Origin of the sequence: Rahnella sp. Larv3_ips (assembly GCF_003697865.1) — a bacterium.
Taxonomy (GTDB): domain Bacteria; phylum Pseudomonadota; class Gammaproteobacteria; order Enterobacterales; family Enterobacteriaceae; genus Rahnella; species Rahnella rivi.
Genome location: NZ_MJIB01000021.1, coordinates 37,106 through 54,004, shown reverse-complemented (window position 1 = coordinate 54,004; position 16,899 = coordinate 37,106). Strand labels below are relative to the sequence as shown.

The 16,899-nt window shown below is 52.1% G+C and carries 19 protein-coding genes; 10 read left to right on the top strand and 9 right to left on the bottom strand.

Annotated elements, in window-relative coordinates:
• Positions 1–42: 42 nt before the first annotated feature.
• Positions 43–1,155 (top strand): murein transglycosylase A, encoded by a 1,113-nt coding sequence (gene mltA / locus ED901_RS19780; RefSeq protein ID WP_056781790.1) that lies wholly within the window; start codon positions 43–45, stop codon positions 1,153–1,155.
• A 30-nt stretch (positions 1,156–1,185) separates the two neighbouring features.
• On the top strand, positions 1,186–2,001 hold the full coding sequence (tcdA, locus tag ED901_RS19775) for a tRNA cyclic N6-threonylcarbamoyladenosine(37) synthase TcdA (RefSeq protein ID WP_122097000.1): 816 nt from the start codon (positions 1,186–1,188) through the stop codon (positions 1,999–2,001).
• Here tcdA and csdE read toward each other — a convergent pair.
• Positions 1,989–2,423, bottom strand: a complete 435-nt coding sequence (csdE, locus tag ED901_RS19770) for a cysteine desulfurase sulfur acceptor subunit CsdE (RefSeq protein WP_122096999.1) — start codon at positions 2,421–2,423, stop codon at positions 1,989–1,991. The genes tcdA and csdE overlap by 13 nt on opposite strands.
• A gap of 36 nt (positions 2,424–2,459) precedes the next feature.
• Complete coding sequence (csdA, locus tag ED901_RS19765) at positions 2,460–3,665, bottom strand: cysteine desulfurase CsdA (protein WP_122096998.1); 1,206 nt, start codon at positions 3,663–3,665, stop codon at positions 2,460–2,462.
• Between the two features lie 189 nt (positions 3,666–3,854).
• On the opposite strand from csdA, the gene ED901_RS19760 reads away from it, so the two are divergent.
• The 4 genes from ED901_RS19760 to rlmM all read left to right on the top strand — a co-directional run bounded on the left by ED901_RS19760 (position 3,855) and on the right by rlmM (position 7,035).
• Entirely contained in the window at positions 3,855–4,076 is a 222-nt protein-coding gene (locus ED901_RS19760; RefSeq protein WP_056781782.1) for a YgdI/YgdR family lipoprotein, read from the top strand.
• Between the two features lie 449 nt (positions 4,077–4,525).
• Positions 4,526–5,446 carry a transcriptional regulator GcvA gene (locus ED901_RS19755; RefSeq protein WP_056781779.1) on the top strand — a complete coding sequence of 307 codons (921 nt, stop codon included), beginning with the start codon at positions 4,526–4,528 and terminating at the stop codon, positions 5,444–5,446.
• Between the two features lie 94 nt (positions 5,447–5,540).
• Positions 5,541–5,936: a DUF423 domain-containing protein gene (locus ED901_RS19750; protein WP_056781778.1), complete on the top strand. Its 396-nt coding sequence runs from the start codon at positions 5,541–5,543 to the stop codon at positions 5,934–5,936.
• Positions 5,929–7,035, top strand: a complete 1,107-nt coding sequence (gene rlmM, locus ED901_RS19745) for a 23S rRNA (cytidine(2498)-2'-O)-methyltransferase RlmM (protein WP_056781775.1) — start codon at positions 5,929–5,931, stop codon at positions 7,033–7,035. The genes ED901_RS19750 and rlmM overlap by 8 nt, the downstream gene beginning before the upstream one ends.
• A 73-nt stretch (positions 7,036–7,108) precedes the next feature.
• Here the strand turns inward: rlmM and xni are convergent, their stop codons facing one another.
• The 3 genes from xni to queF form a co-directional block, all read right to left on the bottom strand.
• Positions 7,109–7,861 (bottom strand): flap endonuclease Xni, encoded by a 753-nt coding sequence (xni, locus tag ED901_RS19740; RefSeq protein ID WP_122096997.1) that lies wholly within the window; start codon positions 7,859–7,861, stop codon positions 7,109–7,111.
• A gap of 110 nt (positions 7,862–7,971) precedes the next feature.
• Positions 7,972–9,336, bottom strand: a complete 1,365-nt coding sequence (gene ppnN / locus ED901_RS19735; RefSeq protein WP_122096996.1) for a nucleotide 5'-monophosphate nucleosidase PpnN — start codon at positions 9,334–9,336, stop codon at positions 7,972–7,974.
• Positions 9,337–9,579: 243 nt separating this feature from the next.
• Positions 9,580–10,425 (bottom strand): NADPH-dependent 7-cyano-7-deazaguanine reductase QueF, encoded by an 846-nt coding sequence (gene queF / locus ED901_RS19730; protein WP_122096995.1) that lies wholly within the window; start codon positions 10,423–10,425, stop codon positions 9,580–9,582.
• A 79-nt stretch (positions 10,426–10,504) separates the two neighbouring features.
• Here queF and syd point away from each other — a divergent pair, with 79 nt between their 5' ends.
• A complete protein-coding gene (gene syd, locus ED901_RS19725; protein ID WP_122096994.1) occupies positions 10,505–11,056 on the top strand; it encodes a SecY-interacting protein in 552 nt (183 codons plus the stop codon).
• A 671-nt stretch (positions 11,057–11,727) separates the two neighbouring features.
• On the opposite strand, the gene ED901_RS19720 is transcribed toward syd, so the two are convergent.
• Complete coding sequence (locus tag ED901_RS19720) at positions 11,728–12,966, bottom strand: MFS transporter (protein WP_056781765.1); 1,239 nt, start codon at positions 12,964–12,966, stop codon at positions 11,728–11,730.
• Between the two features lie 190 nt (positions 12,967–13,156).
• On the opposite strand from ED901_RS19720, the gene ED901_RS19715 reads away from it, so the two are divergent.
• The 3 genes from ED901_RS19715 to ED901_RS19705 are packed head-to-tail and all read left to right on the top strand — an operon-like array spanning position 13,157 to position 14,743.
• Positions 13,157–13,471 carry a YqcC family protein gene (locus ED901_RS19715; protein WP_056781763.1) on the top strand — a complete coding sequence of 105 codons (315 nt, stop codon included), beginning with the start codon at positions 13,157–13,159 and terminating at the stop codon, positions 13,469–13,471.
• A 1-nt stretch (position 13,472) separates the two neighbouring features.
• A complete protein-coding gene (truC, locus tag ED901_RS19710; protein WP_122096993.1) occupies positions 13,473–14,252 on the top strand; it encodes a tRNA pseudouridine(65) synthase TruC in 780 nt (259 codons plus the stop codon).
• 41 nt (positions 14,253–14,293) lie between these two features.
• Entirely contained in the window at positions 14,294–14,743 is a 450-nt protein-coding gene (locus ED901_RS19705; RefSeq protein ID WP_056781758.1) for a flavodoxin, read from the top strand.
• Positions 14,744–14,833: 90 nt separating this feature from the next.
• Here the strand turns inward: ED901_RS19705 and ED901_RS19700 are convergent, their stop codons facing one another.
• The 3 genes from ED901_RS19700 to ED901_RS25500 all read right to left on the bottom strand — a co-directional run.
• Positions 14,834–15,223 carry a DUF3461 family protein gene (locus tag ED901_RS19700; protein WP_056781756.1) on the bottom strand — a complete coding sequence of 130 codons (390 nt, stop codon included), beginning with the start codon at positions 15,221–15,223 and terminating at the stop codon, positions 14,834–14,836.
• Positions 15,224–15,373: 150 nt separating this feature from the next.
• Positions 15,374–16,198, bottom strand: a complete 825-nt coding sequence (gene dapD, locus ED901_RS19695; protein ID WP_056781755.1) for a 2,3,4,5-tetrahydropyridine-2,6-dicarboxylate N-succinyltransferase — start codon at positions 16,196–16,198, stop codon at positions 15,374–15,376.
• 47 nt (positions 16,199–16,245) lie between these two features.
• On the bottom strand, positions 16,246–16,899 hold a 654-nt coding region (locus tag ED901_RS25500; RefSeq protein WP_240993988.1), incomplete at its 5' end, for an ACT domain-containing protein.

Below are 16,899 nucleotides of genomic sequence, written 5' to 3'. Positions count from 1 at the left end.
TTCGCCAGTCAATTCCCATGAAAGTAAGAGAGCGCGGCAATAATGAAAGGACGTTGGAGTAAATTTCTGCTGGGTGGTTTGGTTGTTGCGGTGCTTGCAGGTTGTTCCTCGCGCCCGACCGACCGGGGTCAGCAGTATAAAGACGGGCGGCTGGATAACGCGCTTGAATACGTCAATGAGCCGAATGCGACAGGCAAACCCGTCAATGCCCTGGATTACTCCAATCAGGTCGCCGCGGTACAAATTGCCTCTTCTTCCTTATATGGCAGAAATAACCCCACTTTCCAGGCCGTCCAGCAATGGCTGCGTTCAGGTGCTGATACCCGCAACCTGAGCCAGTACGGCATCAGCGCTTATCAGATGGAAGGGGCTGATAACTTCGGTAACGTGCAACTGACCGGCTATTATACGCCGGTGGTACAGGCGCGTTACACGCGTCAGGGTGAATTCCAGTATCCGTTGTACCGTATGCCGCCTAAACGTGGACGTCTGCCTGATCGCGCCTCGATTTACTCAGGTGCACTGAGTGAAAATTACGTAGTGGCCTGGACTAACTCCCTGATGGATAACTTCATGATGGAAGTGCAGGGCAGCGGCTATGTGGATTACGGCGACGGGCGTCCGTACATGTTCTTTGGTTATGCCGGGAAAAATGGTCACGCTTATCGCAGTATCGGTAAGGTGCTGATCGATCGTGGCGAAGTCGCGCGTGAGAATATGTCGATGCAGGCGATCCGCCAGTGGGCGGATACGCACAGTGCCGCTGAAGTCCGTGAGTTGCTGGAGCAGAATCCCTCATTTGTATTCTTTAAACCTGAACCTTTTGCCCCTGTTCGTGGCGCAAGCGGCGTGCCGCTGATTGCCAAAGCATCCGTGGCGTCTGACCGCTCGCTGATCCCGGCAGGAACCACGCTGCTGGCGGAGGTGCCGGAGCTGAATGATAAAGGTAAGTTTACCGGTAAATACCATATGCGTCTGATGGTTGCGCTGGACGTAGGCGGTGCCATTAAAGGGCAACATTTCGATATGTATCAGGGAATTGGTACTGATGCCGGACACTCAGCAGGATTTTATAACCACTATGGCCGCGTCTGGGTGTTAAAATCAGCGCAAAATGGCAAACCGCTGTTCACAGCCTATGCTCAGCCAAATTAAGTTTCGACACGTATTGAGGTTCAGAAGGTCATGACAGCAACATATTCCGACGCCTACCAGCAACGCTTTGGCGGCACTGCACGTCTTTATGGTCAGCAGGCACTGGCGTTGTTCTCACAGGCACATGTCTGCGTGATTGGTATCGGCGGAGTGGGTTCCTGGGCTGCCGAAGCGTTGGCCCGTACGGGAATTGGCGCCATTACGCTCATTGATATGGATGATGTGTGCGTGACCAATACCAACAGGCAGATCCACGCTCTGCGGGAAAATGTCGGGCAGGCGAAAACCGAAGTAATGGCCCAGCGCATTCTGGCGATAAATCCGGAATGCAAAGTGACCTGTATCGATGATTTTATTACGCCGGACAATGTTGCTGAAATGCTCAACAAGGGATTTAGCTACGTGATTGATGCCATCGACAGCGTGCGGCCAAAAGCCGCGCTGCTGGCATACTGTCGTCGTTTTAAGATCCCGGTCGTGACCACCGGCGGGGCGGGCGGACAAATCGATCCGACGCAGATCGCCGTCGTGGATCTGGCGAAAACCATACAGGATCCGCTGGCAGCCAAACTGCGTGAGCGCCTGAAAAACGATTTCAACGTGGTGAAAAACAGTAAAGGTAAGCTTGGGATTGACTGTGTATTTTCCAGCGAACCGCTGATGTACCCGCAGGCGGATGGTTCCGTCTGCGCATCGCGCGCGACGGCAGAAGGCCCGAAACGTATGGACTGCGCTTCAGGTTTTGGTGCGGCGACGATGGTCACCGCCACGTTTGGTTTTGTCGCGGTTTCTCATGTTCTTAAGAAGATGATGGCAAAACAGCAGCGTCAGGCTCAGGCCGCCTGACGGGCGAGGTGTAAAACACCTTCAGCCAGCGCGTTCAGCCCGCTGGAGCGGCTGGTGCTCAGTTGCTCCCTCAGGCCCAGCACATCGAATAACGCCAGCGGATCCCGACTCAGGATCTCGTCTGGCGTTTTGCCTTCTACGGCGGTCAGCAGCACTGCCAGCAAGCCTTTGACGATCCGTCCCTCGCTGTCACCGTAAAAATGCATTGTTCCATTTTCTGATTTTTCCGCTCCCATCCAGACCCTATTTTCACATCCCGACAGCTCATTCTCCGGCACCTTCAATGATGCCTCCAGCGGTGGCAGAGATTTCGCCAGCAGAATTAACTGGCGATAGCGGTCCTCCCACTGACGAAATGAAGCAAATTTTTCTGTCAGCGAAGCTTCGGTAATTTCCTGTCCAAAAGGGTGTGGCGCGAGCATTGTGATCCTTAAAAAGCGTATGTCTCAGAAATGTGATTAATCAGCCAGCAGGCTCATCGCATATTTTACCGCCCCGACCAGGCGTGCGACATCTTCTTCATTATTATACGGCGCGAATGATGCGCGCAGGGTTCCTTTGACGCCCAGAGCGTCCATCAGTGGCTGCGCACAGTGTTGCCCGGCGCGCAGCGAAATACCTTGCTCCGCGAGTAAGGTGACCAGGTCGCTGTGATGCACGCCGGCAATATCAAATGCAAGCAGCGAAGCGTCCTGTGCGCGGAAACTGCGAAAACCTTCAATCTGCGACAACTGTATCTCCGCCATTGCAGCCAGATTTTGCGCATGTTTCTCGCCAGCCTGCACATCTTGGGTTTTCAGCCAGGTCAGCGCAGCGGCCATGCCGATCACACCGGCAATATTGGGGGTACCTGCTTCAAAGCGATGGGGCACGTTCTGCGGCGTAAAGCCGGTCATTGTCGCGTGGGTCAGCATTTTTCCGCCGCCGTGCCAGGGCGCCATGCTGTCGAGCAATTCTGTTTTACCGTACAACACGCCAATCCCCGTCGGGCCATACAGCTTGTGGCCGGAAAAAGTATAGAAGTCGATATCAAGTTGCTGTACGTCCGGCGGGCAATGCACAACGCCCTGTGCGCCATCCACCAGAACCGGCGTGCCGTTGGCGTGTGCCAGTTTAATGGCGAGTGAAAGATCGGGCATACCGCCGGTGACGTTCGACATTTGTGTGATCGCCAGCAGACGCGTGCGGGTATTCAGCAGGGCGGGAAGCTGGCTGATATCTGCAATACCGCGCTCGTCTACCGGCAACGTGATAACCCGCGCTTGACACTGTTCTGCCAGCATCAGCCAGGGGATCAGATTGGCGTGATGCTCGGCCTGACTGACAATAATCTCATCTCCGGCCTGCAGCCTCGGGCGCAGATAGCTTTGCGCGACAAGATTGACTGACTCGGTGGTGCCGCGTGTCCAGACAATGTTCTCTGCGCGCGGTGCATGGATCCAGTCAGCCACCTGTACGCGCGCCTGTTCGTAGGCTTCGGTCAGCGTTTGTGCCGCACGGTGCTGACTGCGGTGGACTGTCGCCCCCTCCTGTGAATAAAAATTCACAGTGGCGTCAATCACGGCCTGCGGTTTGAGCGCCGTGGCTGCACTGTCGAGGTAGCACTGCCCCTGCGACAGGGCGGGGAAGTGTCGCCGGAAATCAGCGGCGTTAAAGTCGGTCATGCGAGGTTATATCCTTCGGCTTCAGGGTAAAGAGTACAAACTTTGAGCTAATGCAAACCACCTATTCATTTTAGGAATGGTTACCTGGAAATATATCAGAGGTTTGTTATGCTGAATTACGAACACTAGACAAATTAGCCTGGGGGCTTCCCGGGAATTGAAAGCATTTTAATCTGCAAGGAGTCTACAATGAAAAAGATCGTCGCCGTAATTTCAGCCGCACTGCTGACCACAACACTTGCCGCCTGTTCAAGCAACTACGTGATGCACACCAACGATGGCCGTACAATCGTTGCTGAAGGCAAACCAAGCACTGACAGTGATACCGGTATGATCAGTTATACCGATGCGTATGGCAACAAGCAGCAGATCAATAAATCTGAAGTGAAAGAAATGGCTGAAGGGAAATAATCCCTTGCGTGACACCACCTTCGGGTAACCTCACTGCGCCTCACGACAAAACCGGATACGTATGCGACGTAGCCGGTTTTGTCACATATGAAGGGCGCTCATTGGCATGCATCCCAAAATTCAGGCAAAAAAAAGCACCGCAAAATGCGGTGCTAAAAAATCACTTTGGACAGACAGGGTAATGTACAGGAAGTGAAAAGTTTGTAGCATTCAAGCTACGTGTCCGGATTGCCGGACAATTGCAAACACAACATCACAACCACAAGCCAAAAGTATTTCAGCATCCTCATACCAATCTACTTTTCGTTCCGGCTCAGGAAGTGGCGCCACTATAGGTTTTTGCCTGTACATCCTCAACGGACAAATTATAATGTCTCGGATTAAAAAAACTAATATCTGAACCCCCTGACAGGGGTTCCGCTGACCGCCACATAAGAAGTCTCTTATTTATGTCAAAACGTTTACCCCCTCTGAATTCACTGCGCGTGTTTGACGCCGCAGCGCGTCACCTTAGTTTTACTAAAGCGGCGGAGGAATTGTTTGTCACACAGGCTGCTGTTAGCCACCAGATCAAGTCACTTGAGGACTTTTTGGGGCTAAAACTGTTTCGTCGCCGAAATCGCTCTTTGTTACTGACCGAAGAAGGGCAGAGCTATTACCTCGATATTAAAGAGATATTCTCGTCTCTTAACGAAGCGACACGCAAACTTCAGGCCCGCAGTGCAAAAGGCGCACTGACCGTCAGTTTGCCGCCAAGCTTTGCGATTCAATGGCTGGTGCCAAGATTGTCTGGCTTTAACTCAGCTTATCCGGGTATCGATGTACGCATTCAGGCCGTAGACCGCGAAGAGGACAAATTGTCCGATGATGTGGACGTGGCGATTTTCCATGGTCGAGGTAACTGGCCGGGGCTGCGTGCCGAGCGTTTATACGCCGAGTATTTAATTCCCGTTTGTTCTCCTTCCTTATTGATGGGCGATAATTTGCTGAAAGAACCGGCAGATCTCGGCCATCACACGTTGCTGCATGATGCCTCGCGCCGTGACTGGCTGGCCTACACCAAGCAGCTTGGCCTGCAGCAGGTGAATGTTCAGCAGGGGCCGATTTTCAGCCACAGTGCGATGGTTGTTCAGGCCGCGGTTCACGGGCAGGGGATTGCACTGGTGAATAACGTGATGGCGCAAACCGAGATTGAAGCTGGCCGTCTGGTGTGTCCTTTTAATGAAGTTTTAGTCAGTAAAAACGCTTTTTATCTGGTTTGTCATGACAGTCAGGCAGAACTGGGTAAAATAGCCGCCTTTCGTCAGTGGATCCTCGCGCGGGCCGCCAGTGAGCAGGAAAAACTGCGCTTTCGGTTTGATCAGGCCTGAAACCTGAAATACAGAAACCGATGACCATGAACGTACTGATGAGACGGATGAGTAGACGTTTTCATCATTAAAAAACGATAACGGGTAACGTATAATGACCAGTCGTTCAATGCTGATTTTTGCCGCGATAAGCGGTTTTATCTACGTGGCGTTTGGTGCTTTTGGCGCGCACGTGCTGAGCCAGTCGCTGGGAGAGGCCGAAATGGCCTGGATCCACACCGGGCTGACCTACCAAAGTATTCACACGCTGGCGGTGATGATTTTAGGCGTTGCCATGCAGCGTCAGCGTAATGTGTGGTTCTACTGGAGCAGTGCCTTCCTGGCGCTGGGAACCGTGTTATTCAGCGGCAGCCTTTACTGTCTGGCGCTGTCGCACCTCCGTTTATTTGCTTTTGTGACTCCGATTGGCGGTACCTTGTTTCTGGTCGGTTGGATTTTGATGTTGATAGGCGCATTGCGTCTGAAGAAAAAGGCCGAACGCCATGAATAAAGTTGCCCTCTACTGCCGTCAGGGTTTTGAAAAAGAATGCGCAGCAGAAATCACAGACAAAGCTGCGAAGATGGAAATCTTCGGTTTTGCCCGCGTAAAAGAAAACAGCGGGTATGTGTTGTTTGAATGCTATCAGCCTGATGATGCTGATCGTCTGGCGAAAGAGCTGCCATTCCGCGAACTGATTTTTGCTCGTCAGCTGATCGTCGTCGGCGAATTGCTGAAAGATCTGCCGCCGGAAGATCGCGTTTCGCCGATCGTGGGTATGGTACAAAACGTGGTGACCAACGGTGGTGAACTGCGTGTAGAAGTGCCGGATACCAATGAAAGTAAAGAACTCACCAAGTTCTGTCGCAAACTGACAGTGCCATTACGTACCGCGATGCGCGAACGCCGCGTGCTGGGAAAACGTGAAAATCCGCTGCGCCCTGTCGTGCACGTCTTCTTCATTGCATCAGGTTGCTGCTACGTTGGTTATTCCTACAGTAATAACAATTCCCCGTATTACATGGGGATCCCGCGTCTTAAGTTTCCGTCTGAAGCACCAAGCCGCTCCACGCTGAAGCTGGAAGAAGCATTCCATGTGTTCATTCCTGCTGATGAATGGGAAGAGCGTCTGGCGAGCGGGATGTATGCGGTAGATTTGGGTGCCTGCCCCGGCGGCTGGACCTATCAGCTGGTACAACGCAGCATGATGGTTACCGCTATTGATAACGGCCCGATGGCGCCAAGCCTGATGGAAACCGGTCAGGTTATTCACCTGCGTGAAGACGGCTTCCGCTACAAGTCCACCAGTACCAAAAACTACTGGCTGGTGTGTGACATGGTAGAAAAACCGGCGAAAGTGGCTGCGCTGATGTGCGACTGGCTGGTTAACGGCTGGTGCCGCGAGACGATTTTCAACCTGAAATTGCCGATGAAAAAGCGTTACGAAGAAGTGTCTAACATCCTCGCGCGAATTGATGAACGCCTGAAGGAAAATGGCATTAATGCGGAGATCTTCGCCAAACAGCTCTACCATGACCGGGAAGAGGTAACGGTGCATATTCGCCGCTTCTGGTCAGCCATCGGTGGCCGTCGTGATGAACGCGATCGTTGATTAACGCTGAATGGCGTTTGATATGATGCGAAAAGGCGCTTTCTTCGGGAAGCGCCTTTTTTCTTTGGCAGACTTACGGCAAGCGCAACTGCTGTAAATTCCCGTCGAGAGCGATATCAGTTTGCAGCGCAGACACCCGTTTGCAGGCGTATGCCAGATCCCGATGCTCCCGCAATTTTGACTGCCACTTTTCCGGCACCGCACTGAGATTGTCATACAGCGCGTCCAGTGAACCGGCCTGAGCCAGCAGAGTCACGGCCGTTTTTGGACCAATTCCGGGTACACCAGGGATTTTACTGCTGCTGATCCCCGCCAGCCCCCAGTAGTCGGTAAGCTGGTGCGGTAATACGCCGAATGTTTCCTGCACGAACGGCAAATCAAGCCAGCGTTTTTGGAAATAATCGCGGATCTGAACGTTGGGGGCCAGCAACTGGCAATACCCTTTATCCGTTGAGACGATGGTGACCTGATGACCGCCGGAGGCGACTTTTTCCGTCAGCGTCGCCGCGAGATCATCGGCTTCGTTGCCGGCTGAATGCCAGCAGGCGATCCCATGAGCTTCAAAACCGGCCTTCAGACTGGGCATTTCTGCAAATAAATTGTCCGGCATCGGTGAGCGTCCTGCTTTGTAATCTGGCAGGCACTGATGACGCCAGCTGTCAGCGCGATCGTCTTCATCGAAAACGGCTACCGCGTGCGTCGGGCGGGTATGCTGAATCAGCTGCGCGATCGCATTCTGACAGGTAATCAGGCAGGGCGAACCCTGAACCGCATGAATGCGGCGGATAAGATTCAGGGCATCAATAATCAGCAGATGTATTGCCATCGACAAACTCCATAATAATCAGGGCGACATCGCGTCGCCCTGAAAAACCCTTATTCTTCAAACTTACCGCGACATGTGCCGGGCATCCGAAGGTGTTTGGGTATCCATTTCTATGCACAAATCTCGTAGCACGGAATGTACGCGCTGCCCGGTAATTTCATGCGGTGCTGAGCGACAAAACCTTGCAACAAACTGTCCATTTTCTTCATCAGTGCCGGATCACCGTGCAGCTTAAAGCGCCCGTACTGTTCAATGGCGTGGATGCCAAACTCTTTGACGTTACCGGCCACAATCCCGGAGAAGGCGCGGCGCAGTGCAGCAGCCAGCTCCTGTGGGGGTTGGTTGGGATAAAGATTCAGGTTAGCCATATTTTCATGGCTTGGTTCGAACGGATGCTGTAAGTCGGGTGCAATACGAATCGACCAGTTAAAGCTGTAAGCATCACCGCTGTTACGACGGTTTTCCTTGACCAGCGGCATAGCCCGTTTCATCTGGCGTGCCACTTCGGTCGGATCGTCAACAATGATGGTATAGAACTTAGAGGCTTCTTCGCCCAGCGTTTCTTTGATGAACGCATCCAGTACGTGGAAGTAGTCTGCACTCTCTTTCGGGCCGGTCAGAATCAGCGGTAACACCTGATCGCTGTTTTGCGGATCCATCAATATGCCCAGTAAATAGAGCAGTTCTTCCGCCGTGCCGACGCCGCCAGGGAAAATGATAATACCGTGGGCAATACGCACGAAAGCTTCCAGCCGTTTTTCGATATCCGGCATGATGATCAGTTCATTGACCAGTGGATTAGGCGGTTCTGCGGCAATGATCGAAGGTTCGGTCATTCCGATAAAACGACCGGCTTTGTAACGTTGCTGCGCGTGGCCGACGGCCGCACCTTTCATCGGCGCTTCCATTGCCCCCGGACCGCAGCCGGTGCAGATGTTCAGTTCACGTAAACCAAGCTGGCTGCCGACGTTGCGGGCATACTGGTATTCAATCTCATTGATTGAGTGCCCGCCCCAGCACACTACCATGTTCGGATCTTCATCCAGATGGAGTGCGCGGGCATTACGTAAGATGGAGAACACCATATTGGTCAGGTGTGCAGAATCGTTGTCGTTGAAGTTCTCAAAGCGCGGATTATTAGAGATTTGCGCATTCACAAACAGGATGTCACGTAAAACAGCGAACAGGTTGGCCTGTAATGAGCGGATAATCCGGCCATCGACAAAGGCATCTTCCGGCGGGTTTACCAGTTCGAGTTTTACGCCGCGCTCTCTACGCAGCACATTGATATCAAAACTTTCGTAACGTTCGAGGAGTTCTTTGCTGCTGTCGGTCTGGCTGCCGCTGTTGAGTACGGCCAGTGAGCAATTTCTGAAAAGACGATATAAGTCGCTGCTCGCCGTGCGCTTGAGCATGTCGACTTCCAACTGCGACAACAAATCCATTGAGCCCAGCGGGCTGATGTGAGTAATCAAAGTTGCTCCTTGACACCTAAGGGTGCAGTGATTCTTTCTGCCTGCCGGGCGCGATGCATGATTTTTCGGATCATGTTTTTTGCGTCGCAAAGCGTGAGCAAACAAAAACAATTGTCTGTTAGCAGAAAGGATTACCGGTACTGTTTTGCCCCGTAATCTCTTTCTGATTTAACAGTAACCTTGTCACCAGGCTTTTACCAATACTCACAGAGCGTTAGCGCAAATCTTGAGCAATGCCTCGCATTATTGCCTGACGAGTCTTGCTGTTACCGGTTCAAACGGGAAGTTAGATCGCCATGGATTGATGTCCAGACCGCCGCGGCGGGTGTAACGCGCATACACCGCGAGCTTCTCTGGCTGACAAAAATGCAGAATGTCGTTAAAAATTCGCTCCACGCATTGTTCGTGAAATTCGTTGTGATGACGGAATGACACCAGGTAGCGCAGCAGGGCTTCGCGGTCGATTTTCGGGCCACGGTATTGGATCTGCACTGAACCCCAGTCGGGCTGATGGGTGATCAGACAGTTTGATTTGAGCAGATGGCTGACCAGTGACTCTTCGACGAACTCTTCGCCCGCAGCATCTGCAAGATAGCCGGCATTGAATTCGTAGCTGTCGATTTCAATATCCTGATCGTCGATGCAATCGCCTGCGAAATGTCCGACGGGCGACCCTTCTATTTCTGACAAGCGACTGACGCTTACCGTCACCTCACCTTCAGCGCAGGCGCTTAGATCACGTGTTAACGTTTCCTGTACTGTCTGCCAGTCCGGGAATACGGTCTGGTTGAAGCTGTTGAGGTAAAGTTTAAAGCTTTTGGATTCGATCAGATTTTGACTGTCGGCCTTCAGGCTGATTTCACCCACAGCGACCTGAGGTAATCCTTTTGCATTGAGCCAGGACAGTTCATACAGCGTCCAGATATCTGCGCCATGAAAAGGCAGATTATCCGGAAATAAGCCCAGGGGTTCACGGTTCATACTGCGGGGAACGGCTTGTAATAAGGAGGCGTCGTAGTGATCGACGTAGGCCGTGCTTTTGCCCAGCGTCAGTTGCGCCAGTGCGGGGTTATCCTGATAAGAGGACATGCTGTCACCTTGCTAAGAGATCGGTACAATAGGGAATAGTGACTAGTTTAACCCAGCCTTACCTGAAGATGAGAGAATTATGGAGTCTGAAGTTTCTGTAGCATTGCGTGAATTTACTCAGCGTTATGTCGATCTCTGGCAGCGGGAAACCGGGATGCCGCCATCAAGTGAAGCATTATTGGGTGTGGAATCACCTTGTATCGTGAAAACCGATGAAGACAAGGTGTTTTGGCTGACTCAGATTTTCAGCCCCGATGACACGTTGCAAAACGTTGAACGGGCGATGGAGTTACAGCTTCGCCCTGAAGCGCACGTTTTTTATACCACGCAGTTTGCTGGCGATATGACAGCGCAATGGCAGGGCAATACGCTGACGCTGTTACAGGTCTGGAGCCCGGAGGATTTCACCCGTTTGCAGGAAAATCTGATAGGCCATCTGGTGACGCAAAAGCGCCTTAAACTGACGCCAACCGTGTTTCTGGCGACGACAGATTCTGAGTTGGATCTCGTATCGCTGTGTAATGTGACGGGGAATGTTATTCTGGAGCAGTTCGGCAGCAAAAAAAGAACGATACTCTCGCCATCGCTATCTGAATTCCTTACAATGCTGACCCCTGTTTATCCCGCCTGATGCCGTTATTCAGAAAAACATTTTCCCGCAGAGCTTAAATGGCTCACATGCGTGTGAGAGATCTCTCACAAAGACTGTAAGAGATCTCGCTAATTTGACTTATCCTCTCGCCGTTATTCTTGTTAAATTTCTTTTTAATGAATGAGTTAAGTGTTTTCATACCTGTGAGATGGCTTACCCGTTTCTCTTTTGGCTTACAGCCCTTATTGCCTGAGAGGGCAAAATCAACGATTCTAGTTGGGCAGAAAGGAAGCATGAATCGGAACATCAGGATGATGGCCGATTCATAAAGCAGGGGACGGCTCAGGAAGAGTCAGGACGGCATCGGATTATGCCAGGATGTTTCAGGAAGAAACCAGGGACACCTCCAGGACGGAGAAGAGAGCTCACAAAGGAAGCTGAGCGGGTCACAGATGACCAGGATGCAAGTCGGGATGACTTAGGATAAACCGTCAGGATGAAAGTTGGACGATGCAAAGGACAGCCGGTTAGGATAACCGCAGGAAAAGTTTTCAGGGATTGAGCAGGGAGCACTTAGGTAGCTGGATTGCTATAAAACGAACCGGGGGCACTGTGTAAACAGTGCCCCCAACTTTTTGCCTGGACCCTGAGATTTTTCTACACACTGAACGGCGCCCCGAAGTTCACGGCGCGCCTCTTAGCGACAAGGGCTAGCCAATCGCGCCCAGAACATCATCCTGACCCTGCTTTTTCGGCAGCAGGAACAGCGTTGCGAAGATATCCAGCAGGTAGATAGCCGCCAGTAACGTAATGGCGGCTGTGAAGGAAACCTGCGCGACCAGCATACCGATCACCAGCGGACCAAAACCTCCCACGCCGCGCCCCATGTTGAACAACAGATTTTGTGCCGTCGCCCTGACGCGAACCGGATAGAGGTCTGAAATTAATCCGCCGTATCCCCCAATCATGCCATTGACGAACATGCCCATAAGCGCGCCTGCAAACAACATCAGTGTTGGATCGGATAACTGCGCGTAACAGACGACCATGATTACGGCACCCACCTGATAAATCAGGAAAATTTTCCAGCGCGGGAAGCGGTCAGACAATACGCCAAACAGCCAGATGCCGAAGGTCATGCCGATAACGGTTACCGCCGTCCACAAACCGGATTTAGTCAGCGAGAAGCCAAAGTTTTTGGACAGATAACTCGGCATCCAGATCATCAGGCCGTAATAACCAAAATTTTGCACCGAGCACAGAATGAAAATACCGATGCTGGCTTTGGTCGTGGCCTTATCGCGAAACAGCAATTTGATGCGGCTGAACAATGAACCGTCGTTATCAGTTGACGCACTTTTGACAAAGGCTTCAGGTTCGCCCATGGTGCGGCGGATAAGGAAGGAGGCCAACGCTGGCAGCAGGCCGACCAGAAACATTCCGCGCCAGCCAATGATGCCGAGCAGCAGCGGAGTGAGGAATGCCGCGAGCAGTACACCGAGCTGCCAACCCATACCGACGTAGGCCGATGCCCGGTTACGTTTTTCTGCCGGCCAGGCTTCGGCAATCAACGCCATGCCAATTCCAAACTCACCGCCAAGTCCTATACCGGCCAGTGTGCGATAAATCAGTAAATCCCAGTAACCCTGTGCGAATGCGCATAAACCGGTAAATACTGAGAACATCAGTATCGTAAAGGTCAGGACGCGTATGCGGCCAAAACGATCGCTGATCGGCCCGAAAATTACGCCACCGAGCACGGCGCCAATCAGCGTCCAGGTCACCAGTGAACCGCTTTGGGAGGCCGTCAGGCCAAATTCGCTGGAAATTGCCGGGAGCATGAAGCCGAGGATGAGCAGATCAAAGCCGTCCATGGCGTAGCCTGTTACCGAGGCCAGCATGGCTTTTGCGGGTGTTGCGTGTGCTTTTTGAGTGTGTTGAGCAGACATGGATACACATCTTGAGAGAAAAAAGTGGCGGTAGTTTGCCCGTATCGGGCATCTTTCGCTACCACGAAAAACGTATGGTTGAAGGGATTGACGCAGCCGGATGCAGAAAGTTGGGGCAAAAGGTCATCAATGTTATGCTTTGCGCCCCCGAACGGACGCTGGCCGGGGCCATGAATGAAGAGAGCGACTCATGAATACAGAAAAACAGGTTCGTCAGATTTTAGAAGATATTGAACAGGTAATGCGTGACGATAAACTCTGGCACGCTACGCCTCCTGATGCGGAAGCTTTTGAGAGTAAAGAACCGTTCTCGGTCGATACGATGTCTGCTGAACAGTGGTTGCAATGGGTGCTGGTTCCCCGTATGTATGCGTTACTGGCTGCCGGATCGCCAATGCCTACCCGCTTTGCTATCACTCCTTATTTTGAAGTGGCGATGCCTGAAGCAACCCTGTTGTTGAGTCAGTTGCAGCGCCTCGATGACTTGCTGAATATAGAAGACTGACATGCTGGAAATTTTGTATCAGGACGAACATCTGGTCGCAGTGAATAAACCTGCGGGCATGCTGGTTCATCGCAGTTGGCTTGACCAACATGAAACCGTGTTTGTGATGCAGACATTGCGTGATCAGATTGGTCAGCATGTGTTTACCGTTCACCGGCTGGATAAACCGACCTCAGGCGTTTTGCTGATGGCGTTATCCAGCGACGTGGCAAGGTTGCTGTCCCAGCAGCTTGAGAATCACCAGATGAATAAGGTGTATCACGCGGTGGTTCGCGGTTATGTCAGCGAGGACGGAACGGTCGATTACGCACTGACCGAAGAGCTGGACAAAATTGCTGATAAATTTGCTAACCCCGATAAAGCGCCGCAGTCAGCCGTCAGCCATTATCGCGTGGTGGCGCAGGCTGAGATGCCGGTCGCCATTGGCCGTTACGATACTGCCCGCTACAGCCTGGTAGAGCTCAAACCCGAGACAGGCCGTAAGCATCAGTTGCGTCGGCATATGTCGCATCTGCGCCATCCTATTATCGGGGACAGCGCGCATGGCGATTTGAAGCAAAACCGTGGCATGACGGAGCATTTCGGTTGTTCCGGTTTGATGCTGCACGCCAGCCACATGACGCTGCCGCATCCGGTTACGGGTGAGCTGCTGTCTTTACAGGCTCGCTGGGATAACCGCTGGCAAAGTGTGGTCGAACAGTTCGGCTGGCAGGGAAAAATCCCTGAACTTGAAAGGGTTGAAGTTACCCCCGCTTGCGGTCAGGATAGTGAACAAATTTAAGTTCTACGGACGAAATCGTCGAATGACACAGGAGTGAAGCCATGGCAGAAGTCGGAATTTTTGTCGGTACGGTGTACGGCAATGCGTTACTGGTTGCGGAAGAAGCGGAAACCGTGCTCAAAAGTCAGGGGCATGAGGTAAAGCTGTTCGAGGAAGGATCGCTGGAAGCCTGGCAGTACTATCGTCATCATTTCGTTCTGGTTGTGACGTCGACGACCGGGCAGGGCGATTTGCCTGACAGCATTGCGCCGCTGTATGTGGCCATCCGGGATACTGTCGGATACCAGCCTGAGCTGCGTTACGGTCTGATTGCGCTGGGTGACAGCAGTTACGATCATTTTTGCGGCGGCGGGCACAAGCTGGATGATTTATTGCAGGAGCAGGGCGCTGCGCGTATTGGCGATTTGCTGGAAATTGATGCCATGGAAAATCCTGAGCCGGAAACGGTGGCTATTCCATGGGTAGAGAAGTGGGCGTCGCTGCTGAAATAAGGCGCACTTCTGCATATATTAAAAAGGTCAGGTAATTCACCTGACCTTTTGCATTTCTGAATGGCGAAATAATGCCAGACATTAACCGCGTTAACGACCGCTGGTCAGTTTTTCCAGATCGGATTCAATCTCGGTAATTTTATTGGCCACCACGGATTCCAGATGACGTAAATCATCCAAAATTTTACGTTTCAGGTCGACTTCCACCTGGTCGCGCTGACAGATTTGATCTAACTCATCAATGACATAACGCAGATTCGGGCTGATTTCATGAATTTCTTTATAACCCTGCCCTGCATTATCGGCAACGATGGTTTTACGCTGGCGCGGATATTTAAATTTCACGCTTTTAGCGAAGAATTCACCTTTATCACGGCGGAAATAAATCTTCAGGATGTCGTTATTAGCCTCCTGACGCAGGCTGTAACGATCAATATCGTCGGGATTATTAATGCCCAGGCTTTTCAGATTGTCATACATAGCGCTACCTTCGGTTAGGAGAATATTTAAACATCATGATGAACCGAACGGCGGTTCGAATCGTTGATTAATGACACAATTTGCTATCAACAAGATAAAAAAATAGCGGGTATCGTTGTAAACACAAAACTTAACCCGCTATTTCTCAGTTTAGTCGATGTTACGTAATAACTCATTCAGACCGGTTTTGCCCAGCGTTTTAGCATCGACTTTCTTCACGATGACTGCGCAGTACAGGCTGTAGCTGCCATCTTTAGAAGGCAGGTTACCGGAGACGACAACAGAACCCGCTGGCACGCGGCCGTAATGCACTTCGCCGGTTTCGCGGTCGTAAATTTTGGTGCTCTGGCCGATGTAAACGCCCATCGAAATCACGGAACCTTCTTCAACGATCACGCCTTCAACGATCTCTGAACGGGCGCCTATAAAGCAGTTATCTTCGATAATGGTCGGGTTAGCCTGCAGAGGCTCCAGAACGCCACCGATGCCGACGCCGCCGGAAAGGTGAACATTTTTACCGATTTGCGCACAAGAACCGACGGTCGCCCAGGTATCTACCATGGTGCCTTCATCTACATAAGCACCGATGTTGACGTAAGACGGCATCAGCACAGTATTGCGTGCGATGAACGCGCCTTTGCGCACCGCGGCTGGCGGCACTACGCGGAAACCTTCACGCTGGAAACGCGCTTCATCATAATCGGCGAATTTCATAGGGACTTTGTCGAAGTAACGGCTTTCACCGCCTTCCATCACCTGGTTGTCATTGATTCTGAAAGAGAGCAGTACCGCTTTCTTCAGCCACTGATGCGTTACCCATTCGCCATTAATCTTTTCAGCCACGCGCAGTTCGCCGCTGTCGATTTTGTTAATGACCTGAGTGATGGCGTCGCGCGTTACGCTGTCTACGTTTGCCGGGGTAATGTCTGCACGGCGCTCGAAGGCTTGTTCAATAACGGTTTGTAGTTGCTGCATCCTGTTCTCTTTCCTGAAGTGATGTTAAATAGACAACCGTACTTGTATCACATTTTGTCGGCTGGGTTGAGTGCCTCGGTTAATCGGCGTGTGATTTCCTTGCGCGTCGGCTTATCAAGGGCACGACGTTCTGAGTTCGCCAAAATAAATAAGTCTTCCACCCGTTCGCCGATGGTCGAAATTCTTGCACCGTGCAACGATAAACCTAAATCAGAGAAAACTTCGCCGACACGGGCCAGCAGGCCGGGTTGATCCAGCGCCACCAGTTCCATATATGTGCGGCGATCGGTGTGCGTCGGCAGAAAACTGACGTCGGTCTGCACACTGAAATGGCGAAGTTTTGGCGACGGGCGTCTTGCCCGCGGCGGCTGATATGCCTGTGTCATTGACTGTTCCAGCGCATAGCGGATCGCCTCGTGGCGATCCTGTGCAAGCGGGCTGCCGTCCGGCTCGAGCACAATAAAGGTATCCATTGCCATGCCGTCGCGGTTGGTGAAAATCTGTGCGTCATGAATGCTCAGATTGCGGCGATCCAGCTCTCCGGCAACGGTTGCGAACAGATAAGGACGGTCCGGGCTCCAGATAAAGATTTCTGTTCCGCCGCGGGTAGCCTGACGGCTGACCAGGACCAGCGGTTTAGTGGAATCATGTTCCAGCAGGTGCCGGGCATGCCACGCCAGCTGATTTGGAGAATGGCGCAG